Here is a 23,884-nt window from a genome sequence, read left to right on the forward strand (position 1 = left end):
AGCTCGCCATGCTGGATCTCGTCATCCGTGACGTGGACGTCGTCGACGGCAGCGGAGGCCCGTCCTTCCGGGCCGACGTGGGGATCGAGGGCGGCAGGATCACGACCGTGATGCAGGAGGCGGCCGCTGCCGGGTGCCTGAGGCCCGTCGCCCGTCGGGTGGTGGATGCCGAGGGGCTGGTGTTGGCTCCCGGGTTCATCGACATGCACGCCCACAGTGATCTGGCCCTGCTGCGGGATCCCGATCACAGCGCCAAGGTGGCCCAGGGGGTCACACTGGAGGTCATCGGGCAGGACGGGCTGTCGTACGCCCCCGTCGACGACCGCACGCTCGCCGAGGTGCGCCGCGCGATCACCGGCTGGAACGGCAGCGGGGACGACATCGACTTCAGCTGGCGCTCGGTGGGGGAATACCTCGACCGCCTGGACCACGGGTTCGGTGGGGAAGGGATCGCCGTCAACGCCGCCTATCTGATTCCTCAAGGTGCTGTGCGGATGCTTGCCGTCGGCTGGGACGACCGGGAGGCGACACCCGAAGAGCTGGGGCGGATGCGGCAGTTGGTCGCCGACGGGATGCGTGAGGGCGCGGTCGGCATGTCGTCGGGGCTCACGTACACCCCCGGCATGTACGCCAAGGACGCCGAGCTGACCGAACTGTGCCGGGTGGTCGCCGAGTACGACGGCTACTACTGCCCGCACCATCGGTCGTACGGCGCCGGCGCCCTGGACGCCTACCGGGAGATGGTGGAGCTGACCCGCGAGGCCGGGTGCTCACTCCATCTCGCGCACGCCACCATGAACTTCGGCGTCAACAAGGGAAGGGGCTCTGAGCTGTTGGCGCTGCTCGATGAGGCGCTGGACGGTGGGGCGGACATCAGTCTTGACACGTATCCGTACACGCCCGGGTGTACGACTCTTGTGGCGATGCTGCCCAGTTGGGCGAGTGAAGGCGGGCCGGAGGCGACCCTGGCCCGGCTGAGGGACGGCGGGACGGCCGGACGGATCCGTCACCACATGGAGGTGGTGGGGTCGGACGGGTGTCATGGCGTGCCCATCGAATGGGACACGATTGAGATTTCGGGTGTCGCCGACCCGGCGCTTGCCTCGTATGTGGGGCGGACGGTCCAGGAGTCGGCGGACGCGCGTGGCGAGGCGCCGTGGACGACCGCGCGTCGGCTGCTGCTCGACGACGGTCTCGGGTCGACGATCCTTCAGCACGTGGGGCATGAGGAGAACGTGCAGACGATCATGCGGCACCGCGTGCACACCGGTGGCTCGGACGGCATTCTGCGCGGTGACAAGCCGCATCCGCGGGCGTACGGCACCTTCCCGCAGTACCTGGGCCGGTACGTCAGGGAGCTGGGCGTCCTCGGTCTGGAGGAGTGCGTCGCCCACCTCACCTCACGGCCCGCGGCACGCCTGCGGCTGCCCGACCGCGGGCTGGTGAGGGAGGGGTACCGCGCGGATCTGGTGCTCTTCGACCCGGAGACGGTGGCCGCGGGTTCGACCTTTGCGGTCCCGCGAACACTGCCGACCGGCATCCCGCATGTGCTGATCGACGGGCGGTTCGTGATCGAGGACGGGCGACGGACAGGAGTGCTGGCGGGGCGGGCGGTCCGCCGTACCGCTGGCTGACCGCCCGCCGACCGGCTGGCTGGTTCGTTACGGCTTGGGCAGGGTGCAGCCGCTCGCGTTCAGGTCGAGTTTGCTGTCGAGGCCGAAGCAGGCGGGTATCTGGTAGGTCTCCTGGCCGTAGTTGATGCCCGCGCGGACGGTGACGGTGCCGTTCTCGTCCACCTCGCACGGGTTGTTGTCGGTGCAGCGTCCGCCGTCCTCGTTGCCGGTGTTGTTGACGGCGACGACGTTGCCGGTGGCGTTGTCGATCACGGGTGAGCCCGAGGTGCCGCCGATGGTCTGGCAGGCGGAGGTGTAGCGGACCGAGTCCTTCCAGGTCCAGGCACCCTCCTTGAGGCGGTAGGCGAAGCCGTCGACGTTGCAGGCGTACGTGCGCTTCCAGTAGCCGGAGACGACCGTGATGGCGGTGCCGGCGACCGGGTGCGTGTCGTTGAGGGTCAGCGGGCTGATGCCGTACGAGCTCCTGATCGCCCCGTAGGTGGTGGTGAGCTGGTAGAGGGAGACGTCCGTGTCGGTCATCGTGGCGTAGGCGATCTTGCTGGCGCGCAGGGTGGCTACGCGGGTGCCGGCGGAGTTCAGCAGGCCGAAGGTGCGGGTGGAGGCCTGGTCGACGATGACCTCGCCGGCCGCGGGGAAGCCGGTTTCGAGGCAGTGGCCGTTCGACATCACCAGCGCCGGGTCGTCGTCCTCGGAGTCGGGGAAGCGCACGACGGAGCCGGAGCAGTTGCTGAGCGAGACGGTGCCGGCGAAGGTGACGGCCTGGATGGCCGCGGGTTCGCCGGCCGCGGATTCGCTGACCGCGGGTGTGCTGGTGGCGGTCTTCGTCTCGGTGGCGGCCACCGCCGGGGCTGCCAGGCCCGTCCCTGTGATCATCAGGGCGCCGAGCGCGGCAAGGAGAGGCTTTTTCATGTGGGGGTCCCCTCGTGTGACGTGAGCGGCCGAAGATCTTCCGACCACTTCCCGTTTTTGTCATGCGCATTCTCAGCCCCCTCCCCCACCCCGACAAGAACCCATTTCCAGCCGCCGGGTGCGCCCCTTGGGGGGACCCATGTGTGTTGCCTGCGGGCGGGTGGGGACTGACCGCAGGCACACAACAGCCCCCGCCCCCTAAGGGGCGCGGGGAACGGCGCGGCCAGCCCTCACCGGCCCGCAGGTGAGAACAGACGCCCACCCCCACCCCCCAAGGGGCGCGGGGAACTGCGCAATCAGCCCCCACCGACCCGCACGTGAAGACAGACGCGCACCCCCACCCCCAAGGGGCGCGGGGAACTGCGCGGCCAGCCCCCACCGGCCCGCACCCGCATCGCAGCCGCCGGCGGGCACCCCCCAAGGGGCGCGGGGAACGGCGCGGGGAACGGCGCAGGCAACCCCCACCGACCCGCACCCACACGACCACCCACCCCAAGACGGACGTCTCACGTGGTGGAAAACACGGCGCGACAACCCCTACCCGCCCGTAAGCTCACGAACATGCAGGTGATCCAGTCGACCAAGCTCGCCAACGTCTGTTACGAGATCCGGGGCCCGGTCCTTGAGGAGGCGATGCGGCTGGAAGCAGCAGGCCACCGCATCCTCAAGCTGAACACCGGAAACCCCGCAGCGTTCGGCTTCGAGTGCCCGCCGGAGATCCTGGAGGACATCCTCCGCAACGTGTCGTCGGCGCACGGGTACGGCGACGCGAAGGGCCTGCTCGCGGCCCGCCGCGCCGTGGTCATGCACAACCAGACCCTCGGCATAGAGACGGACGTCGAGCACGTCTTCATCGGCAACGGCGTGTCCGAGCTGATCGTGATGGCGATGCAGGGCCTGCTGGACGACGGCGACGAGGTACTCGTACCCGCACCGGACTACCCCCTGTGGACCGCCGCCGTCTCCCTCTCCGGCGGCACCGCCGTCCACTACCGCTGCGACGAGCAGTCCGACTGGATGCCCGATCTCGCGGACGTGGAGCGGAAGGTCACGGACCGCACCAAGGCGATCGTGATCATCAACCCGAACAACCCGACGGGCGCGGTCTACGACGAGGCGATGCTGCGGGGCCTCACCGACATCGCCCGCCGCCACAACCTGCTGGTCTGCTCGGACGAGATCTACGACAAGATCCTGTACGACGAGGCCGTGCACACCCCGACCGCCAAGGTCGCCCCCGACCTGCTCACCCTCACCTTCAACGGAATGTCGAAGGCGTACCGCGTGGCCGGGTACCGGGTGGGCTGGATGGCGATCTCCGGGCCGCGGGCGCACGCCGACTCGTACATCGAGGGGCTGACGATCCTCGCCAACATGCGGCTCTGCGCGAACATGCCAGGTCAGCACGGTGTCGTCGCCGCTCTCAGCGGGCGGCAGACCATCAACGACCTCGTCCTGCCCGGCGGGCGACTGCGCGAGCAGCGGGACGTGGCGCACAAGCTGCTGACGCAGATTCCGGGCGTGACCTGCGTGAAGCCGAAGGGTGCGCTCTATCTCTTCCCGCGCCTCGATCCGAAGGTCTACAAGATCAAGGACGACCGGCGGATGGTGCTGGACCTGCTGCGCAGCGAGAAGATCATGGTCGTGCAGGGTACGGGCTTCAACTGGCCGGAACCCGACCACTTCCGGGTCGTCACCCTGCCGACCGCGCGGGACCTGACGGACGCGGTGACCCGGATCGGGAACTTCCTGGACGGGTACGGACAGAGCTGACGCCTCGTCACCCTGCGTGGTCGGGTGGCTGCGTTTTCGGAGTCTGCTCAACTTTAGACGAAATCTAAGCTAGGATGGCTTCCTGTCAGAGCACAGGAGGCCATCTCCCATGTACGAACCGATCCGCACCAAGTCGGTCCACACGATGGCCGGCACCGCCGACTTTCCCCATCGGTCGCGCGAGGAGGAGCTGGACATCCAGCTCGCCGGTCATCTGGCGGCACTGCTCGCGGTCACGGACGAACTCCGCGGGCTCGAACCGTCCGCCTCCGCCGAACTCGATGCCGCCGCGGAACGGCTGGCCGAGCAGGTGACACGGCTGCGTGGGGGGCGTCCGCCCGTCCGTGCGGCGGTTGCGTCCGCCGGCGGTGGCGGTCGTGGGCCGGTGTCCGTCGGATTGCATCAGCGGGCACATGCCCTGGCGGGGCGGGCACTTGTCGTCGCCGCGTCCCGGGCGGATACGGCGGGCGCGATTCTGGCTGCGCAGCGCATGGATGCGCATGCGGCTGCGGCTGCCGCTGCCGCCACCGAGCCGGCACTCACCGCTCGCTGAACCGGAACTTCCGGCTCCTCCGATCGGCCCCGGTCCGCGCGCACCCGCAGCGACGTGCGGACCGGGTGCCATGCATGCATGAAGGGCCGCCCCCTGGGGGGTGCGGCCCTTCTTCGCACTGCGTGCGCCCGCAGCTTCTCGCCTGCGGCCCCGGTGGGGGCTGGCCGCGCAGTTCCCCGCGCCCCTAAAAAACGGGGCTGCGCCCAGCGATCCTCTACCTCGCCCGACACGTGCGGAGCACAAACCCGGGGGCCGGCCCCGAAGTCCTTTCCTTTCAGCCCGTGCGGCGCTTGAGGAGCAGAGGCCCGGGAGCTGGCCCCGAGGTCCTTTTCTTTTAGCCCGTCCGGCGTTTGAGGACCGGGGGTTCGGGGGCTGGCCCCCGCGTCAGTGAGCTGAGGGGAGACTGGACTCGCGCGCCCCCGAGGCCCTTTTCTTTTAGCCCGTCCGGCGTTTGAGGACCGGGGGTTCGGGGGCTGGCCCCCGCGTCAGTGAGCTGAGGGGGACTGGACTCGCGCGCCCCCGAGATTCTTTTAGCCCGTCCGGCGTTTGAGGACCGGGGGTTCGGGGGCTGGCCCCCGAGTCTGTGACGGGGCGTGGGGCTCAACAGGAGGGCCGGGGTCCGGTTGCGTACTGGGATGCGGTCGTCACCCCGTGTTCATGCGATGCGACGAGGAACGTTGGGTTCCGGGAGCACGCTCCGCACGTGAGACGAATCATCGCCATCGTCCTGGCGGTATTCCTGATCGGCGGAGTGGCAGCAGCCGTCGTAGCGGGCCGCGAAGACCAGGACAGCAGCACGGCAACGAAGACCGTGCAGGGAGTGATCGGGTCGGAGAAGGCGGAGTTCTTCGCCGACCCGGACGTGGTGGAGGCCCTCGCTGCCGAGGGCTACACCGTGGAGACGGAGACCTCCGGGTCCTGGGCCATGGAGGGACTCGACCTCAAGGGGTACGACTTCGCGTTCCCTTCCAGCCAGGCGCCCGCCGGGGAACTCGCCTCGAAGTACCACGTACGGCAGCCCCTCCCGCGCCCCTTCTACTCGCCCCTCGTGGTCGTGGCGCACCGCAGCGCCGCCGAGGTGCTGGCGGCCAACGGCCTCGCGACCCTGGAGGGCAAGGGCGGCGGCAAGGGCAATGGCACCCTCGGCATGAAGGCCTACCTCAAGGCCGCCGAGGCCGACCGGACCTGGCAGCAGCTGAAGGGGAGCGAGAAGCACGGTGAGCTGAGCGGCACGCTGTTCATCTCCACGACCGACCCGACCAGTTCGAACTCCGGTGCCCTGTACCTCGCCGCCGCCTCCTACGTCGCCGACGGCGGCCGGGTCGCCGACGGTGCCGCCGCCGTCGACCGCACGGCGCCCCTGATGCGCAAGCTGATCAGTGTCCAGGGCTCCCAGCAGACCAGCACGGACGCGGCCTTCCGCGACTTCGTCAGCGGTGTCGGCAACCCGCTGGTCCTCGTGTACGAGTCCCAGGTCGCCGCGCTCCTCGCCGGCGGCCGGGGCGTCGACGACCTGGTCGTCCTCTACCCGGACACCACCGCCAACAGCGACCACACGGTCGTCCCGCTCACGGCGGAGGGCCGCGCCCTCGGTGAGCTGCTCGGCACCGACAAGGAGTTGCGGCGGCTCGCGGTACGGCACGGGTTCCGTCCTCAGGGCGCCGCCGCCGAGTTCACGGCGGCCACCGACGCCCACACCACCTACCTCAACCAGACGCTGACCGGTGTCCGGCAGGTGCCCGTGCCCGCCTCCGAGGTGCTGCACGAGATGGCACGCCGGGCCCGGGACTAGGGGGAAACAGCACGTGAGCAACAACGGGAACACGAACAAGGACACGAGCGGGGACACCTTCACTCTCACTCCGCCCGAGGCTGTCGCGGCGGTGCCGAAGGAGAAGGCCGGCGGGCTCGTGCCGGTCGACGAGTCCGTCCGTACGGACATGGCGCGCAAGGCCGCGGAGTACGTCGACGGGCTCGCCGTCCTCGACGCCCGCTCCCCCGAATTCGCCGGGAAGATCGGCGAGATCGTCGCGCTCGGTTCCGGTGAGATGCGGGGCGCCGCCGCCCAGTCCAACCGCATGCTGGAGCGCACGATCCGCGCCCTGCCCGCGAACGGCGAGGACGCCCAGTCCCGGGTCTCGTCCTCGCTCGTCGAGCTGCGGCGCACGGTCGAGGACCTGGACCCGCGCGACCTGCCCGGCGGCAGGGCCCGCAGGCTGCTGTCCCGGTTGCCCGGCGGCAACAGGCTCCGCGACCATGTGGCCAAGTACGCCTCGGCCCAGGGCACGCTGAACAAGATCGTGGGCTCGTTGCGCGGCGGCCAGGACGAACTGCGGCGCGACAACGCAGCCCTGCAGACCGAACGCGTCCGTCTCTGGGACTCGATGGGCAAGCTCCAGGAGTACGTCGTCCTGACCGAGGCGCTGGACGCGGCGGTCGAGGGGCACATCAGCGGGGTGGAGGCGCGGGATCCCGCGCAGGCCGACACCCTGCGCGCCGACGTCCTCTTTCCGGTACGGCAGAAGCACCAGGACCTGCTCACCCAGCTCGCGGTGTGCGCCCAGGGGTATCTGGCGATGGACGTCGTCCGGCGCAACAACGAGGAGCTGATCAAGGGCGTCGACCGCGCGGCCACCACCACGGTGTCCGCGCTGCGCATCTCGGTCATGCTCGCCTCCGCCCTCGACAACCAGCGCAAGGTCGTCGAGCAGGTGAACGCGTTGCGCGGCACGACGGAGGACCTCATCCGCGGTAACGCGGAGATGCTCGCCACGCAGAGCGGGGAGATCCAGCGCATCGCCGCCGACCCCGCCGTGGGAGCGGAAACCCTCCGCTCGGCCTTCCAGCAGATCTACCAGACCCTGGACACCATCGACACGTACAAGGCCCAGGCCACGGAAACGATGGCGGCAACGGTCGAGTCCCTCACCTCGGAACTCCAGCACGCCACGGCGTACTTGGAACGCAGCCGCGCACAAGGCGCCCTGGACGGAGGCCACCTCACATGAGAGACCCTCGCACTCCTGCACCCCGCTGGTCCGTGGCCAAGCGTCCGCACCCGTCCCCGCCCAGGTGGTCCGCGGGCACGCACCCGTCCCCACCCCCGTGGTCCGTGGGCAGGCGTTCCGCAGGGCGATGGGGGTCCCCCCGCGCGAGCGAGGCCGAGCGTGGGGGAGGGCGGGCACGGACCACCCACCCGGCCGCAGCCGCCATCGCGCTGGTACTGGCGACCGCCGGATGCACCTCAGCCGTTGAGGGGCCAAGCCCTTCAAACAACAAGCCGGAGCCCGGCACCCTCCGCATACTCGCGTCAAGCGAACTCGTCGACATGACCCCCGTCCTGGACCAGGTCCACAAGGACACCGGCATCAAGGTGAAGCCCACCTACATCGGCACACTCGACGCCGTCGACGTCCTGGCGAAGGGCGGGGCGAAGGGCGCGTACGACGCCGTCTGGCTCTCCTCCAACGACTACCTCCGTCTCGACCCCGCCGCCGCGAAGCAGGTCGTCTCCCAGACCCCGGTGATGTCCAGTCCGCTGGCGATCGGGGTGAAGCCCGCCACCGTACGGAAGTTGGGGTGGAAGCCCGAGGACGTCACCTGGGCCGACATCGGGAAGGCGGTGCGCGGCGGCGGCCTGACCTACGGCATGACCGACCCGTCCCGCTCCAACTCGGGTTTCTCCACCCTCGTGTCCGTGGCCTCGGGTCTGTCCGACGCCCAGTCCGCGCTGACGGACGCCGATGTGAAGGAGGCCACGCCCCGGCTGACGGAGTTCTTCAAGGGGCAGAAGCTGACGTCCGGTTCGTCGGGCTGGCTGGCGCAGGCGTACGACCGGCGCGGTGACGTCGACGCGCTGCTCAATTACGAGTCCGTGCTGGAGTCGAGGAAGGATCTGACGGTGATCCGGCCGCGGGACGGCGTCGTCACCGCCGACTATCCGCTCTCCTCGCTCACGAACACGGGTCGGGAGGTCCGGGAGGACGTCAGGCGGCTCGCCGAGGCCCTGCGTACCCCGGCGATCCAGCGGCTGATCACCGAGCGGACGCTGCGCCGGCCCGTCGTGCCCTCCGTGCCGCCCGCCGCGGGGCTCGATACCACTCGGCGGCGCGAACTGCCGTTCCCGGGGAGCCGTTCCGTCGCCGACGGGCTCCTCGACTCGTACGAGAACAAGCTGCGCCGCCCCTCCCGGACCGTGTACGTGCTCGACACCTCGGGCTCGATGGGTGAGGACGGGCGGCTCGGGCGGCTGAAGAAGGCGCTCACCGATCTCACCGGCGACTTCCGCGAACGCGAGGAGGTGACGCTGATGCCGTTCGGCTCGGCCGTCAAGAGCGTACGCACGCATGTGGTGCGGCCCGAGGACCCGCGTTCGGGGCTCGACGGGATCCGCCGTGACACGCGGGCGCTCACCGCGGAGGGCGACACCGCGATCTATACGTCGCTGCAGAAGGCGTACGAGGAGCTGGGGGCCGACGGCGACACGTTCACGTCGGTCGTGCTGATGACGGACGGCGAGAACACGGAGGGTGCGAGCCCGGCGGAGTTCGACGGATTCTACGGGCGGCTGTCCGCGGCCGAGCGGCGGATTCCCGTCTTCCCGATCCTGTTCGGCGACTCCGACCGCGGCGAGCTGGAACACATCGCCGAGCTGACCGGCGGCCGTCTCTTCGACGCGCGGAAGGGCTCACTGGACGGCGCTTTCAAGGAGATCCGTGGCTACCAATAGGACCGGCAAGGCCGGCAGGCTTCTCGGCCGGCTGGAGTCGCGTAAGAATCTCACCGGGAGCGCCTGCGGGATCGTCGGTCTCGGGCTGACCTTCGCGGGGGTCGCGGGGGCGTACTGGCCCGTCGTCGTCGTGGGTCTGTACGGCGCGGGCGCGTTGATCGCCCCGCCGGAGCGCCCGCCGCTGCCGGACTTCCCGGACCCGTCCGCCCAGTTGGACGAGATACGTGCCGACTTCGGCAAGCTGCGGGCCTATCTCGCGGACGTCGAGCTGCCGCCCGCCGCCGCCGGGCGGCTCACCGAGCTGACCGAGCTGCTGGCGGCGCTGCTCGATCCGGGATGGGTCGCGGAGATCCTCGCGCAGGATCCGGAGGGGGTGCACGCGCTGTCCCGTACCGTGCGGACGGACGTGCCGGAGGCCGTGGACACGTTCGTACGGACGCGGTGGTGGGTGCGGCTCGCGCCCGGTACGGAGGCGCCCGAGCGGCATCTTGAGCGGCAGCTCACGCTGCTGCACGAGGAGGCGGAGGCGCTGGCCGCCGGTCTGCGGGAGACGGAGGCCCGGCGTCAGGAGTCCCACACCCGATACCTGGAGGACCGGGCGTAACCCCCGATACCTGGAGGACCGGGCGTAACCCCCGAGGGTCGCGTGGGGAGTGGGCTCAGCCGGTGCCGAACTCCGTGAGCGCCCGGTCCACGATCGCCTCCAGCTGCTCGTGGTGTGCGCCCCGCCAGTACGCCCGCCCGCACTCCGCGCATTTCGCGAACACGTCGTACGACCTCCGCGTACCCCCTTCGAGCTGCTCGGCGACCTCGTCCTTCGAGGCCTCCGTCAGCAGGCCGTTGCACGCGGTGCACCTGGTCCAGGGGTGCAGGGCGGGGGCGAAACGGCCGAGGACGTCCCGTAGTTGTTCGTCCGGTCGGGTGCTGTAGACGAACGCCCCCGCCCACAGCTCCCGGCGCCGCAGCAGGCCCCGGTCCCGGCTGAGCATCACCCGCTGCTCGGCCGCGGATCTCGCCGCGAGCGCGGGGTCGCCGATGTCCAGCGACTCGTACGCGGCGTCGACGCCGAGCAGCCGCAGCCTGCGCGCCAGCGTGCCGAGGTGGACGTCGAGCAGGAACCGCAGCGGGGCGCCCGGCACCGGCTGGGGGCGCTCGACCGCGCGTACCTCGACGGAGTCGGCCGCCGTCGGCAGATGCGAGACGGCCACCGGGCTGCCGTTCACCACGAGTTCCCCGACCTCGGTCAGCGGGACGCCCAGCGACTCGACGACATGGCCCAGCGTGGACGAGCCGTCGGTGGCGACCGGCGTGGCCCCCGAGCGGCGTCCGTGCGGGACGAACACCCGCAGTCCGGGAGCGAATTCGACGTGGATCTCCGGTCCGTTCACCGGGTCAGGATGACATGCGGGGCGGGCCCGTGGCCTCAGGGTTTCCCCTGAGCGAGCCCTTGGTCCAGGACGTCCAGGGCCCGGTCGACGAGAACGCCGAGGTCGTCCTCGTGCCCGTGCTCGGCCCAGTACAGGGTCGTCTCCGTCAGAGCGCCCACCAGGGACATCGCGGCGACGCGCACCTCGAAGGCGTCCGGTGCCCGGCCGGTGCGCTCGCCGATGACCTGGCAGAGCAGCCGGCCGGTGCCGGACATGTTCTCCGTCATCCGGGTGCGCACGGCGGGCACCTCGACCATCAGCCTGGTCCGCAGCCGGGTCGCCTCGGGGTCCTCCGAGGCGCCGAGGGCGATGCCCGTCCTGAACGCGTGCCGCAGGGAGTCGAGCCACGGTTCGCCGGCCGGGCGGGCGCGCAGTTCTGTCAGCAGGATCGGGGCGTACTCGTCCGTGAGGACGATGTCCTCCTTGGCCGGGAAGTAGCGCAGGACCGTGGAGGGCGACACCTCGGCCCGCGCGGCGATCTGCTCGATCGTCGTCGCGTCGTACCCCTGCTCGCGGATCAGCCCGTACGTCGCTTCACGGATGGCCGTGCGCGTCTTGGTCTTCTTGCGCTCGCGGAGTCCTGGCCGGGGGCCGCCCGCCGCAGGAGCGGCTGGGGCGGCCGGAGCGGCCGGAGCGGCGGGAGGGGGAGTACGTGCGGCCGTCATGGCGGTCATTGTCGGGCATCCGGCCGGACCGGTGCCATGTCCGGGACGGCCGGATGCCGGCGCCTGCCGTGGCTATCCGTACTGGTAGGCCACCATCGAGATGCCGATGTAGTGCGCGATGAACGCCGCGAGCGTGAACGAGTGGAAGACCTCGTGGAAGCCGAACCAGCGCGGTGACGGGTTGGGCCGCTTGAGCGCGTAGATCACGCCGCCGGCGCTGTAGAGGAGCCCGCCCACGATCACCAGGACCAGGACGGCGATACCCCCGGCCCGCATGAAGTCGGGGAGGAAGAAGACGGCTGCCCAGCCCATCGCGATGTAACAGGGGGTGTAGAGCCAGCGCGGGGCGCCGATCCAGAAGACCCGGAAGGCGATGCCCGCGAGCGCCGCGATCCAGATGCCCCACAGCAGCCACTTCCCCTTGCTCTCCGGGAGCAGCAGCATCGTCAGCGGTGTGTACGAGCCCGCGATGATCAGGAAGATGTTCGCGTGGTCGAGTCTGCGCAGCACGCCGTCCATCCGCGGACTCCACGTGCCGCGGTGGTAGATCGCGCTGACTCCGAACAGCAGGCAGGCCGTCAGGACGAAGATCGCGCAGGCCGCACGGGCGCGGGTCGACCCGGCGAGGGCCGTCAGGACCAGGCCGGAGACGAGGACCGCCGGGAACATTCCGGCGTGCAGCCAGCCGCGCAGTCTTGGTTTGACGGGGTGCGGCAGGGAGAGCGCTTCGGCGACACGGTCGACGACCGGCGATTCCGCTGAGGCGTCGGGGCTGGGCGCAGTCATGCGATCCATCGTACCTACGCAACCGTAGGTTACGTATCAGCCGACCGTCGGAAGTGCGCCAAGTGGCCAGCGTCTCATGCGGGCGCCGGGCCGAAGTGCCGGGTGGGCAGGGAAAGGACTTCTTACGCCCACGGCAACAAGTGGTGATGCTCACGCCGCTCAGGTGTGAGGCCCTCTGGACATATGCGCGGACCCGTCGGATGATCAAATGAGTGCGGTCGGCACCGGATGAGCGCCAGGAAGATCGATATCCACCGAAAAGATCGATAAGGGTCGGTAAAAATCCGTGACGATCGGTCACGATCGGTGAGTATCGATTACGTGAAGCATCCGGGTCGCAGCCCCCACGGGGCACAAAAAACAAAAACCCCTCATCTAGGAGCGATCGTGGCGCGCGACATCGCGGCTCCCTCTTCTTCCGACACCGTCCCCACCCACCATCAGGAACTGGTCTCGTGGGTCAACGAGATCGCCGAACTGACGCAGCCGGACAGTGTGGTCTGGTGTGACGGCTCAGAGGCCGAATACGAGCGACTGAGCGAGGAGCTCGTCCGCAAGGGCACCTTCAGGAAGCTCGACCCGATCAAGCGCCCGAACTCCTACTACGCCGCCTCCGACCCGACCGATGTCGCCCGGGTCGAGGACCGGACGTTCATCTGCTCCGAGGACGAGGCGGACGCGGGCCCGACCAACCACTGGAAGGACCCCGCCGAGATGCGGGAGGTCTTCCAGGGCAAGGAGGGCAACGGGGGGATCTTCCGCGGCTCGATGCGCGGCCGGACGATGTACGTCGTCCCGTTCTGCATGGGCCCGCTCGGCTCCGACCTCTCCGCCATCGGTGTCGAGATCACCGACTCCGCGTACGTCGCCGTGTCCATGCGCACCATGACCCGGATGGGTCAGCCGGTCCTGGACGAACTCGGCTCCGACGGTTTCTTCGTGCGTGCTGTGCACACGCTCGGGGCGCCGCTGGAGGAGGGCGAGGCGGACGTGCCGTGGCCCTGCAACTCCACGAAGTACATCTCCCACTTCCCGGAGACCCGCGAGATCTGGTCGTACGGCTCCGGGTACGGCGGCAACGCGCTGCTCGGCAAGAAGTGCTACGCGCTGCGCATCGCCTCCGTCATGGCCCGTGACGAGGGCTGGCTCGCCGAGCACATGCTCATCCTGAAACTCACGCCCCCGCAGGGAGAGTCGAAGTACGTCGCCGCCGCGTTCCCGAGTGCCTGCGGCAAGACGAACCTCGCGATGCTGGAGCCGACGGTCCGCGGCTGGACCGTCGAGACCATCGGCGACGACATCGCGTGGATGCGCTTCGGCGAGGACGGGCGGCTGTACGCGATCAACCCCGAGGCCGGTTTCTTCGGCGTCGCGCCCGGCACCGGTGAGCACACCAACGCCAACGCGATGAAGACGCTGTGGGGCAACTCCGTCTTCACCAATGTCGCCCTGACCGACGACAACGACGTGTGGTGGGAGGGCATGACCGAGGAGACGCCCGCCCATCTGACGGACTGGAAGGGCAACGACTGGACGCCCGAGTCCGGCGTACCGGCCGCCCATCCGAACGCCCGCTTCACCACGCCCGCCGCGCAGTGCCCGATCATCGCGCCCGAGTGGGAGGACCCGCGGGGCGTGCCGATCTCGGCGATCCTCTTCGGTGGCCGCCGGGCCACGGCCGTGCCGCTGGTCACCGAGTCCTTCGACTGGAACCACGGTGTCTTCCTCGGGGCGAACGTCGCCTCCGAGAAGACCGCCGCCGCCGAGGGCAAGGTCGGTGAGCTGCGCCGCGACCCGTTCGCGATGCTGCCGTTCTGCGGCTACAACATGGGCGACTACATGGGCCACTGGGTCGACGTCGCCAAGGGCAAGGACCAGGCGAAGCTCCCGAAGATCTACTACGTCAACTGGTTCCGGAAGAACGACGCGGGCAAGTTCGTGTGGCCCGGCTTCGGCGAGAACAGCCGGGTCCTGAAGTGGATCGTGGACCGGCTCGACGGGCGGGCCGAGGGTGTGGAGACGCCGATCGGTGTGCTGCCGGCGAAGGGCGCGCTCGACACGGAGGGCCTCGCGCTCTCCGAGTCCGACCTCGACTTCCTGCTCACGGTCGACAAGGAGGTCTGGCGTGAGGAGGCCGCGCTGGTGCCTGAGCATCTGAACACGTTCGGTGAGCACACACCGGTCGAGCTGTGGGACGAGTACCGGGCCTTGGTGAAGCGCCTCGGCTGACGCCCACCGTTTGTCGTTTGTCCTCAAGCGCCGGACGGGCTGAGTGATCAGCCCGTCCGGCGCTCGCGCCATATGGCCGGGCGAGGCGCGACCGCCGTCTTTCAAGGGGCGCGGGGAACTGCGCGCCCAGCCACGACGCACCCGCACCCGCACATCAGCGCTTGCCGTCTCCCTTGCCGCAGGCCACGCCGTCCCCGTTGCGGTCGAGCCGCAGGAGGTCGTCCTTGCCATTGATCTTCAGGGGGCCGTAGTCGTTGGACTTCAGCCAGGCGCAGCGGGCCGCTGTCGTCTTCTTGACCGTCTTCGGGAAGACCGTCGGGACACAGACATTGGCGGAGCCGTAGTGGCGGTCGCACCCGGCGACGGTCGGGCTGACCTTCGCCGCGGCGCGCTTCTTGCCGGGCGCGACGACCTTGCCCTCCAGCGAGTCCGCGAAGGAGTGGACGTGGCCCGAGGCGGCCTCCCCTGAAGCGGCCGCCAGCGCGGTCGGGCCCTGGAGGTGGACCCACTTCGCCACCGACGGCACACCGTTCGCGTCGACCGCGAAGAGCATGTACCAGCCGGGCGGGGCGAGGTTCGGGTTGCTGGTCACGTTCAGGTCGACGTTGTTGCCGTCGACGGAGAGCGGCAGGTCCACGAAGCGCTGGTTCGGGTCGGAGGAGTGGGTCACCGCGGCCGGGCGGATCAGTTCGGCCCTGGCGATGGGCCGGTCGACCGTGATGCGTTGCGTGTCGCCGTACGTCCACTCGTTGTCGATGACCGAAGTGATCGACGGGCGTGGGCCCTTGAGTAGGTAGGGCGGGGTGTAGACGGACACGTTGTGGTTCCAGGTGCCGTTGCCGGGGTTGTCGCCGGTGGCCATCACGCGGCCGTCGGGGAGCAGGAACGCGGAGGAGTGGTAGCCGCGGGCCTCGGGGTCGGCGGCCACCGGGTCGAAGGTGTTCGTCGCCGGGTCGTACAGCGACGACTCGTACACCGGGTTGGCGCGGTTGTGCAGGGCGCCGCCGGTCTCCAGGACCTTTCCGTCGGGCAGCAGCACGGCGGAGACGTACATCTTGCCCTGGGCGCCGGTCTGCGGGACCTTGCCGTTGCCGAGGTCGACGGTGCCCTGCGGGAGCGGTGGTCCGGCGACGTACGCCGGGTTCGCCGACTTGAGGTCGATGACGTCGGTCAGGCGGTTCGCGTCGGGGTTCGAGTCGATGTTGCCGCCGCCGATGGTGAGGACCTTCTGGTCCTGGGCCGGGGGCAGCAGCACGCTGGCCGACTGGTCGCGTTCGTCCTTGCGCTGCAGGCCGGGCACCTGGGTGGTGGTGTTGGCGTCGTAGTCGTAGATCGCCGAGCCCGTGCCGGGGATGTTGTTGCCGAAGGTGTGGCTGCCCGTGTAGAAGAGGCGGCCGTCCTGCATCAGGACCATCGTCGGGTAGAGGCCCCAGTACGACCAGGTCTGGTTGACCTGCCACAGCGGCAGCCACTTGTTCTCGGCGTCCGACCAGCGCTCGGCCGTGACGGAACCGGTCGAGTCCTCCTTCAGCCCGCCGAAGGAGAGCACGTCACCGTTGCCGAGGATCGTCGCCGACGGATACCAGTGCCCGTCGTTCATGTCGTTCGTCTTGCTGTACGTCTCGGTGACCGGGTCGAAGGTGTACGAGTCCTTGTAGCCCTGGTAGCCGACCGTGCCGTCGGCGGACGGGTAGCCCTTGTTGCCGCTCATGACCAGGACCCGGCCGTCGTCGAGCTGCACATGGCCCGCGCAGAACATGTCCTTGGGCGTGGGGATCTGCTTGTACGTGCCGGTCACCGGGTTGTAGACGGCGCTGGTGAACGTGCCCGCCTCGAACATCTCCTCGCTGTTGCCGGAGCCCGCGATGAGCAGCACCTTGCCGTTGTTGAGGACGACGGAGTGCATGGAGCGGACCGGGTTCTGCGTGGGCAGCACGTCCCAGCGCCCGTTGGCGCACTGCTCGGCCGTGCCGGTGCACACCGGGTCGGGGATCGGGTCGGCGACCTGGTCCATCGTGTAGTCGTCGGTGGTCGCGGAGCCGGTGCCGTAGACGGAGACACCCCAGCTGATGCGGTCGGTGCCCGCGGGGACCTCGGGGGTACGGACCGTCGCCTCCGACCAGTTCGCGCTGATCGGGAGCGTCTTGAGGTCGGTCCAGTACTGCCAGCCGGCGGTCGTGTCGTGCCGGAAGAGCGTGAGGGAGGTGTCCGGGGTCGTCGACTTGTACCAGAGCCCGAGGTCGTACTGCTTGCCGACGCTCACCACCGGCGCGCACTCGGCAGACTCGGTGATCAGCGCCTTGCGGTCGCCCTCGGTACGGCGGGTCAGCTCGACCTTCATGGCCTTGGAGCCGGTGTGGGCGCCGCCGACGGTGGAGAAGGTGAAGTCGTTGTCGCCCCAGCCGGACTTCTCCCAGCAGTACGGCATGCCGTCGCCGCCCGTGCCCGCGGTCTCGAAGCCCGGGTTCTTCACGAGGTTGGCGGCGGAGGCAGGCTGCGGGACGGAGAGGAGCAGCCCCGAGGTGAGGGCTCCGACGGCGATCAGGGTGGTGGTACGGCGTCGGAGGCGGGCGGGTCCACGTCGTACGGGTCGTCCGAACATCAGCTGGATCTCCTTGGGGTGCGGCTCCTCGCACGGCGGTCCTTGCCCGCCGCCATGCCATAGACCAGGGCCTCCGTGCCGGCGAACCGCAGGACGAAGGTCGTCACCAGGGCGAGTGCCGTGGCGGTGAGCGCGCTCATGCCGAACTGCCCCACGAGCAGCGCGATCAGCGGGATGCGCAGCACGAGGTCGGCGTTGGCGAGCAGCGCGAACCGGCCCGCCCTGTCCCACCAGTGCCGGTGCTGCCGGCGGTCCCGGAAGCAGAGGTGTTCGATGAGCAGGAAGTTCCAGGCGACCCCGAACTGGTTGGCGACGATCTCGGCGGGCAGGTAGTGCATCCCGGCGGCCGTCAGGGCCCACAGGCCGAGGAGGTTGGGCAGGAAGCCCGTCGCGCCGATCAGCCCGAAGACCACCATCCGGGCCACCGGTGAGGCCGTGCGCAGTCCGGCGAGGTGCCGCAGGAAGCGGACGCCCTCCTGCGCGGTCGACTTGGACTCCCCCGCGAACCGGTCCTGGAAGACGAACGGCACCTCGGTGACCTGGCGGGGCCGGGCCCGTACGGCCATTTCGAGCAGGATCTTGTAGCCGAGGGGCTTCAGGACGTCCGCGGTGACCGCGCTGCGGCGGATCGCGAAGAACCCGCTCATCGGGTCGCTGATACCGCGCAGCCGGTGCGGGAACAGCGTCTTCGTCAGCCAGGTGGCGCCGCGCGACACGGCGACGCGGTAGCCGCCCGCCAGGCCCTCGCGGCTGCCGCCCTTGACGTAGCGGGAGGCGACGACGAGTCCGGCGGGGGCGCGTTCACCCGCCGCCACCAACTCGGGGACGAGGGACGGCGGATGCTGCAGGTCGCCGTCCATGACGACGATCCAGTCGGAGGTCGCCGCCCGGATGCCCTCGACGACGGCCCCGCCGAGCCCGCCGACGGGCTCCTCCCTGTGCAGCACGGTCACCGGGTACGGGCAGTCGCGGGCGGCCTCGCGGATCACCTCGGGGGTGTCGTCGGTGGAGTCGTCCACGAAGACGACCTCGCAGGGCAGCCGCGCGGGCACGGAGCCGGTGATCTGGCGCAGCAGCTCGCGGATGTTCGCTGACTCGTTGAAGGTCGGCACGACGATGGTGACCGCGCCCGGTTCGGGGAGCGGGGAGGCCGCGCGCAGCGCCGGATCGCTCAACTCTCCCGGCAGTTCCCCCGGGACGATGGACTCGTACGTCATCGGTCGCCGCCTTCTGTGCTTGCCTTGCTCGCCCTGCTCTCCGTACCGCCGTTCTCGATCTTCCGTATCTCGATGCGGTCCGGGCCCTCGCCGAAGGTGGCGACGGGCGTCGAGTGCTTCATGGCCTGTTTGACGTTGGGCAGGTCGACGGCGTCGCGCCGTACGGTCGGGGAGGCGACGACGTAGTCGAGGTCGCGCCAGCCGCGCGGCATCGTCTTCGTCACCGCGGGGTCGAGGTCGGCCTTGTAGAACCAGATGACACCGAGTCCGGGCCGGTAGCCGGCGTGCACGAGGTCGAGCCAGAGCGCGTCGTCGACCAGGACCCGGGTGTCCTCGGGGCGGTCGACCTCGGTCGCCAGCCACTTGGAGGCGGCCCGGTAGGGGGCGTTGGCGTCGGTGGTGGCGGCGGTACGGGCGCCGTCGTACCAGCGCGGCACGACGTACACGGCCGAGACCGCGACGAGCAGCGCCGCGACGGCGTACCGGCCCCGGGTGACGTACGCGCTCTCGTCGGCGGTACGCCGTCTGCGCAGCACCCCGTGGGCGACGCTCGCCGTGCCTCCGGCGAGGACCAGCGCGAGGAACGGCAGGGCCTGGATGACGTACATCGCGGGCAGGTAGCCGTTCGGGCGCAGGGCGACCAGGGCGAGGACGGCGACGGTCAGGGCGGGTCCGGCGAGCGCCCGCGCGGTGACCGACCAGCGCCAGGTGACCAGGAGGAGCAGTGCTCCGGCCAGGCCGCCCAGCGGCAGGATGCGGTCGTAGTAGAGCCAGGACCGCAGCACCTCGTACGAGCCGGAGCCCTCGTCGAGGATGAAGCCCGAACCGGGCCTGGTCAGCTGGTATTCGAGGCCGTCCCAGAGCGAGACGTGTCCGGCGCCGGGGAACAGCTCGCCCTTGAGGAGGGCGAAGAGCGGGTACGACATGCCGATCAGGACGCAGGCCGTGACGGCGCCGGTGAGGGCGAACTTGCGGGTGTCACGGTGGCTGTGGCGCCACATGGTGACGAGCACGGCGGGCAGGACGAAGATCATCGTCTCTTTGGTGAGCACCGCCGCCGCCGCGGCGAGTCCCGCGCCGAAGTGGTGCCAGAGATGGCGGCTCGGGGAGGCGGCGAGGCAGAACGCGAGCAGCGTCCACATCACCGCGATGTTGTCGAGGAAGATCTCCCGCTGGAGGACCACGGACAGCGGCGAGAGCCCGAAGAGCAGCAGCGCGAGCGCGGCGGCCCAGCGGGGCAGGGAGAGGCGGCGGGCCAGTACGTAGACGAGGACCGCGCTCACCGCGCTGACCAGGAGCATCACGATCCGCATCGAGCCGACGGTCATCGACTCGGGGCTGAGCAGGGACGGTATCCAGGTCAGTGCGGCTATCTGTATCCAGCCGAGGGGCGGGTGGTCGTACCAGTACGTGTAGTGGGCGAGGCCGTCGCCCTGCTGCACGGACCAGGCCTGGGCGAGGTAGGTGCCCTCGTCGTCGCTGAGGGTCGGATAGTCGGCGATGTTCCAGCCCTGCACGGTCATGACGACCACGAGGAGGACGCCGCACAGGATCAGGTCGGCCTTCGAACGGGGCCGCCGGGACGGGGCCGTTCGAGGAGCCGAACCTGCTTCGGGGACAGGTGTGCGCTGCGCGGGGACCTTCGGAGTGGTCACCGCGGGGAGGGTGGAGGTCACGCAGGGACGTCCTCTCGGGACCCGCGGGCCACGGCCGCGGCTTCGGTGGCGGCGGTGGCGGCATTGGTTGCGGCGCCGGTCGCGATGTCGGTGTCGGTGTCGGTGTCGGCGCCCTTGCCGGTGCCCTTGCCGAAGTCGGTGCCGGTGCCGGTGCCGGTGCCGGTGCCGGTGCCGGTGAGATGCGCGCCGACGTGGCTGGTCAGCTCCCAGTCGTTGCGGCCCCGCTGCTCGCGCCAGACGGCCCGGACGGCCGCTCCGGCGAGGAGCACCTGGTAGAAGGGGCCGCCGACGACGAGCTTGAGGTAGTGGACGAAGCGGACGCGCAGCCCGTACTGCTTGCCGAAGTCGTGCAGTCCGACGAGTTCGAAGACGAAGGTGACGAACGCGGTGACGGCCGGCAGGAAGGTGATGAAGGCGACGCCGACGGGGACGTCGAGGAAGAGCGCGACGGCCACGTTGAGCGGGATGATCACGCCGGAGATCGCCTGGAGGTACGGCGTCATGAGCGTGTAGCGCGCGAGCAGGCGCTGGCCGAAGCCGGGAAGCTGCTTCCAGTCCTTCTTGCGGTAGACCTGGAGGAATCCCTGGTTCCACCGGGTGCGCTGCTTGAGCAGCGACATCAGGCTGCCGGGCGTCTCCTCCTTGGTCACCATGTCGGAGTCGTACGCGACGACGACCTTCTTGCCGACGCTGGAGAGCCGTACGCCCAGGTCGCAGTCCTCGGCGAGGCAGTCGGGGTCCCAGCCGTCGGCCTCCCGCAGGACGTCCGTGCGGACGAAGACGGTGTTGCCCCCCAACGGGATGAAACCTTTCTGCGCATGGAGGTGGAGCCGCGAGCGGAACCAGAAGAAGTACTCCAGGCAGTTGCGCAGGCTGTACCAGCTGGAGTGGAAGTTGATGAGCTGGACGCCGCCCTGGACGACGTCGGCGCCGGTGGTGCGGAAGGCGTGGTCGACGTGCGCGAGCAGCTCCGGGTGGACCTGGTCCTCGGCGTCGAAGACTCCGACGACGTCGCCGCGGCAGTGCGGCAGCGCCGTGTTCATGGCCTTCGGCTTGTTCTTCTTCTCGTGGGTGTCGACGACCACACGGACGCGCGGGTCACGGGCCTCGGCGTGCCGGGCCACCGCGGTGGTGTCCGGGTCGTCGTGGCCGACGATCACGATGATCTCGAAGTCGGTGTGGCTGGATTCCAGCAGACGCTGGATGGTGTGGTCGAGGACGGCTTGTTCGTGTCTCGCGGGCAGCAGCAGCGAGAAGGACACGTGCTCGCCCCCGTCCGGACTGCTGAACCGGGTGGAGGCGAGCACCTCGGGCGTACGCCACGCGTGCATCTGCCACCACAGGGTGAAAGCAGCCATCCAGAAAAGGGCGAGCGAAACGACAGCGATGAAGACAGACGCCAGCAACAGATCCCCCCAGGATCCCCAGAACCCCCTGTCACGACAGCGAGTCACTCCTGTCGTGTCCGGGACAGAGACTATGGGGATTCTGTGAAGTCCGGGAGGTGTTCTGATAAATAGCGTGTTTCGGAATGCTCGGTCGACTACTAGGACGTATCCGAACACCTGCGCACATCAAGCCTCGGCGTGCCGGGTGTTTCCCCTGCTCAGCGCCCCAGTGCCGCCCGGAGGCGGTCGACGTCGGTCGTCGGGGCGTCACAGGTGAAATTACGGCAGACATACGCGGTCGGTTCATTGTCGACAAGTGACCGGTGTGCAAGGAGGGGTAGTTCGTCACTGTCCGCAGTGCCCACGGCGACGACCGCGCCGGGTGCGGTGGCGAGCAGGGCGGCGCGGTGCAGCTCCCTGGTGGCCGGATTGTCATTGGGCCCGACGACAGCCACCTCGCGCGGTCCGTCCAACTGCGCCTCGGCGGTGGCCAGTCCCCAGCCGATGAACCGCGGGGCGCGCGGCCCGAGCGCCCTGACCACGCCCAACGCCCCTTCGGCAGCGGTCCGATGGGGCTCCGAACCGGTCTGGGCCGCGTAGCTCAGCAGGGCGCCGGCCGCCGCGCTCCAGCCGGAGGGCGTGGCGTTGTCGGTCGGGTCCTGCGGGCGCCGGATGAGCTTCTCGGCGTCGGCCGCCGTGTCGTACAGGGCTCCCGACTTGTCATCGGTGAACTGCACGAGGACGTGGTCGAGCAGGAAGCCGGCGAATTCCAGCCAGACGCCTTCACCGGTGACCGAGGCCAGCGCGAGGAAGCCCTCCGCGACGTCCGCGTAGTCCTCCAGCACGCCCGCGTGCGCGCCGACGCGGCCGTCCTTGCTGGTACGGGCGAGCCGCGCGTGCTCGTCCAGATGGAGCCGTACGAGCAGGTCGGCCGCCGCGAGCGCCGCGTCGACGAGGTCGGGCCGGTCGAAGTACGCGCCGGTCTCGGCCAGGGCGGCGATCGCGAGCCCGTTCCAGGCGGCGACGACCTTGTCGTCGCGGCCGGGCGCGGGACGGCGGTCGCGCGCCTCCTTCAGCCGGGCCTTGACGGACTCGATCCGTCCGGCGTCGAACACGCCCTCGCTCTGCGGCAGTTGCAGCACGGAGGCGCCCTCCTCGAAGGTGCCCTCCTCCGTCACGCCGAAGTAGTCGGTGGCGAGGCGCGCGTCCTCGTCGCCCAGCACGTCACGCAACTGCTGCGGCGTCCACGCGTAGTACGCGCCCTCGACGTGCTTTCCCGTGCCGTCGTCGCTGTCTGCGTCGAGCGCGGAGGCGAACCCGCCCTCGTTCGTGCGCAGTTCGCGGACCATGAAGTCGGCGGTCTCCAGAGCGACCCGGCGGGCCAGGTCCGACCCGGTGGTCCGCCACAGGTGCGCGTACACGCGGCACAACAACGCGTTGTCGTACAGCATCTTCTCGAAGTGGGGCACGACCCACTCACGGTCGACGGAGTAGCGGGCGAAGCCACCGCCGAGCTGGTCGTAGATCCCGCCGCGGGCCATGTGCTCACAGGTGTCGGCGGCCATCTGGAGCGCGCCCTCGGACCCGGTGCGGGCGTGGTGGCGCAGCAGGAACTCGACCGCCATGGACGGCGGGAACTTGGGCGCCCCGCCGAAACCGCCGTGGGTGGCGTCGTAGTCGCGGGTGAGCCCGAGCAGCGCCTGCGCGAGGTCGCCCTCGCCGGGCACCTGCGCGTCGCCGAAGCCGATCTCGCGGTCGGCGAGATCGCGCACGATCTTCCGGGCGACCTCGCCGACCTCGTCCCGCCGGTCGGTCCACGCGCCGCTCACGCCTTCGAGGACCTGCCGGAAGGAGGGGCTGCCGTGCCGGGGCTCGGGCGGGAAGTAGGTACCGAAGTAGAACGGCTCGGCGTCGGCCGTCAGGAAGACGGTCATGGGCCAGCCGCCCTGCCCGGTCGCCGCCTGCACGGCCTCCATGTACACGGCGTCGACGTCGGGACGCTCCTCGCGGTCGACCTTGATGTTCACGAAGTGCGCGTTCATGTACGCGGCGACCGCTTCATCCTCGAAGCTCTCCCGAGACAGGACATGGCACCAATGGCAGCTCGAATAGCCCACGCTCAGGTGTACGGGCAGATTTCGCCGCCGTGCCTCCGCGAAGGCCTCTTCCGACCAGGGCCACCAGTCGACGGGGTTGTCGGCGTGCTGAAGGAGGTAGGGGGACGTCTCGTGGGCCAGTCGGTTCGGCATGTAGCCATCCTGCCTGAGAGGTCCGCCGGACTGGGGGACGGAGTGGC

The 23,884-nt window shown here is 69.8% G+C and carries 17 protein-coding genes; 8 read left to right on the forward strand and 9 right to left on the reverse strand.

The window, feature by feature from the left end:
* Positions 1-8 precede the first annotated feature (8 nt).
* Entirely contained in the window at positions 9-1,634 is a 1,626-nt protein-coding gene (locus tag C6Y14_RS31600; protein WP_107020288.1) for an N-acyl-D-amino-acid deacylase family protein, read from the forward strand.
* A 27-nt stretch (positions 1,635-1,661) separates the two neighbouring features.
* Here the strand turns inward: C6Y14_RS31600 and C6Y14_RS31605 are convergent, their stop codons facing one another.
* A complete protein-coding gene (locus tag C6Y14_RS31605; RefSeq protein WP_107020289.1) occupies positions 1,662-2,543 on the reverse strand; it encodes a S1 family peptidase in 882 nt (293 codons plus the stop codon).
* A 561-nt stretch (positions 2,544-3,104) separates the two neighbouring features.
* Between C6Y14_RS31605 and C6Y14_RS31610 the strand changes: the two genes are divergently transcribed.
* The 6 genes from C6Y14_RS31610 (at position 3,105) to C6Y14_RS31635 (ending at position 10,202) form a co-directional block, all read left to right on the forward strand.
* Positions 3,105-4,316, forward strand: coding sequence for a pyridoxal phosphate-dependent aminotransferase (locus C6Y14_RS31610; RefSeq protein WP_107020290.1), 1,212 nt, complete (start codon positions 3,105-3,107; stop codon positions 4,314-4,316).
* A gap of 109 nt (positions 4,317-4,425) precedes the next feature.
* Positions 4,426-4,869 (forward strand): SCO4983 family protein, encoded by a 444-nt coding sequence (locus tag C6Y14_RS31615; RefSeq protein WP_107020291.1) that lies wholly within the window; start codon positions 4,426-4,428, stop codon positions 4,867-4,869.
* A gap of 703 nt (positions 4,870-5,572) precedes the next feature.
* Positions 5,573-6,661, forward strand: coding sequence for a substrate-binding domain-containing protein (locus C6Y14_RS31620; protein WP_107020292.1), 1,089 nt, complete (start codon positions 5,573-5,575; stop codon positions 6,659-6,661).
* 13 nt (positions 6,662-6,674) lie between these two features.
* Entirely contained in the window at positions 6,675-7,877 is a 1,203-nt protein-coding gene (locus C6Y14_RS31625; RefSeq protein WP_107020293.1) for a toxic anion resistance protein, read from the forward strand.
* Positions 7,878-8,092: 215 nt separating this feature from the next.
* Complete coding sequence (locus C6Y14_RS31630) at positions 8,093-9,598, forward strand: substrate-binding and vWA domain-containing protein (RefSeq protein WP_225891381.1); 1,506 nt, start codon at positions 8,093-8,095, stop codon at positions 9,596-9,598.
* Positions 9,585-10,202, forward strand: a complete 618-nt coding sequence (locus tag C6Y14_RS31635) for a hypothetical protein (RefSeq protein ID WP_107020295.1) — start codon at positions 9,585-9,587, stop codon at positions 10,200-10,202. Before C6Y14_RS31630 ends, C6Y14_RS31635 begins: the two co-directional genes overlap by 14 nt.
* Before the next feature lie 55 nt (positions 10,203-10,257).
* Here the strand turns inward: C6Y14_RS31635 and C6Y14_RS31640 are convergent, their stop codons facing one another.
* From C6Y14_RS31640 to trhA, 3 genes are all read right to left on the reverse strand, one after another.
* Positions 10,258-10,986, reverse strand: a complete 729-nt coding sequence (locus tag C6Y14_RS31640) for a Mut7-C RNAse domain-containing protein (protein ID WP_107020296.1) — start codon at positions 10,984-10,986, stop codon at positions 10,258-10,260.
* Positions 10,987-11,021: 35 nt separating this feature from the next.
* Positions 11,022-11,690, reverse strand: coding sequence for a TetR/AcrR family transcriptional regulator (locus tag C6Y14_RS31645; protein WP_404828851.1), 669 nt, complete (start codon positions 11,688-11,690; stop codon positions 11,022-11,024).
* Positions 11,691-11,762: 72 nt separating this feature from the next.
* Positions 11,763-12,476 (reverse strand): PAQR family membrane homeostasis protein TrhA, encoded by a 714-nt coding sequence (trhA, locus tag C6Y14_RS31650; RefSeq protein ID WP_107020298.1) that lies wholly within the window; start codon positions 12,474-12,476, stop codon positions 11,763-11,765.
* A gap of 387 nt (positions 12,477-12,863) precedes the next feature.
* Between trhA and C6Y14_RS31655 the strand changes: the two genes are divergently transcribed.
* Positions 12,864-14,705 carry a phosphoenolpyruvate carboxykinase (GTP) gene (locus C6Y14_RS31655; RefSeq protein WP_107020299.1) on the forward strand — a complete coding sequence of 614 codons (1,842 nt, stop codon included), beginning with the start codon at positions 12,864-12,866 and terminating at the stop codon, positions 14,703-14,705.
* A 154-nt stretch (positions 14,706-14,859) separates the two neighbouring features.
* On the opposite strand, the gene C6Y14_RS31660 is transcribed toward C6Y14_RS31655, so the two are convergent.
* From C6Y14_RS31660 to C6Y14_RS31685, 5 genes are all read right to left on the reverse strand, one after another.
* Positions 14,860-17,307 carry a galactose oxidase-like domain-containing protein gene (locus C6Y14_RS31660; RefSeq protein WP_107020300.1) on the reverse strand — a complete coding sequence of 816 codons (2,448 nt, stop codon included), beginning with the start codon at positions 17,305-17,307 and terminating at the stop codon, positions 14,860-14,862.
* Positions 17,307-18,524 carry a glycosyltransferase gene (locus tag C6Y14_RS31665; protein WP_107020301.1) on the reverse strand — a complete coding sequence of 406 codons (1,218 nt, stop codon included), beginning with the start codon at positions 18,522-18,524 and terminating at the stop codon, positions 17,307-17,309. The genes C6Y14_RS31660 and C6Y14_RS31665 overlap by 1 nt, the downstream gene beginning before the upstream one ends.
* Positions 18,521-20,200, reverse strand: coding sequence for an ArnT family glycosyltransferase (locus tag C6Y14_RS31670; protein ID WP_107020302.1), 1,680 nt, complete (start codon positions 20,198-20,200; stop codon positions 18,521-18,523). The genes C6Y14_RS31665 and C6Y14_RS31670 overlap by 4 nt, the downstream gene beginning before the upstream one ends.
* Complete coding sequence (locus C6Y14_RS31680; protein WP_225891373.1) at positions 20,197-21,606, reverse strand: glycosyltransferase; 1,410 nt, start codon at positions 21,604-21,606, stop codon at positions 20,197-20,199. The genes C6Y14_RS31670 and C6Y14_RS31680 overlap by 4 nt, the downstream gene beginning before the upstream one ends.
* A 200-nt stretch (positions 21,607-21,806) precedes the next feature.
* On the reverse strand, positions 21,807-23,837 hold the full coding sequence (locus C6Y14_RS31685) for a thioredoxin domain-containing protein (RefSeq protein ID WP_107020304.1): 2,031 nt from the start codon (positions 23,835-23,837) through the stop codon (positions 21,807-21,809).
* Positions 23,838-23,884 lie beyond the last annotated feature (47 nt).

It is taken from the genome of Streptomyces dioscori (genome assembly GCF_003024195.1).
Classification (GTDB): Bacteria; Actinomycetota; Actinomycetes; order Streptomycetales; family Streptomycetaceae; genus Streptomyces; species Streptomyces dioscori.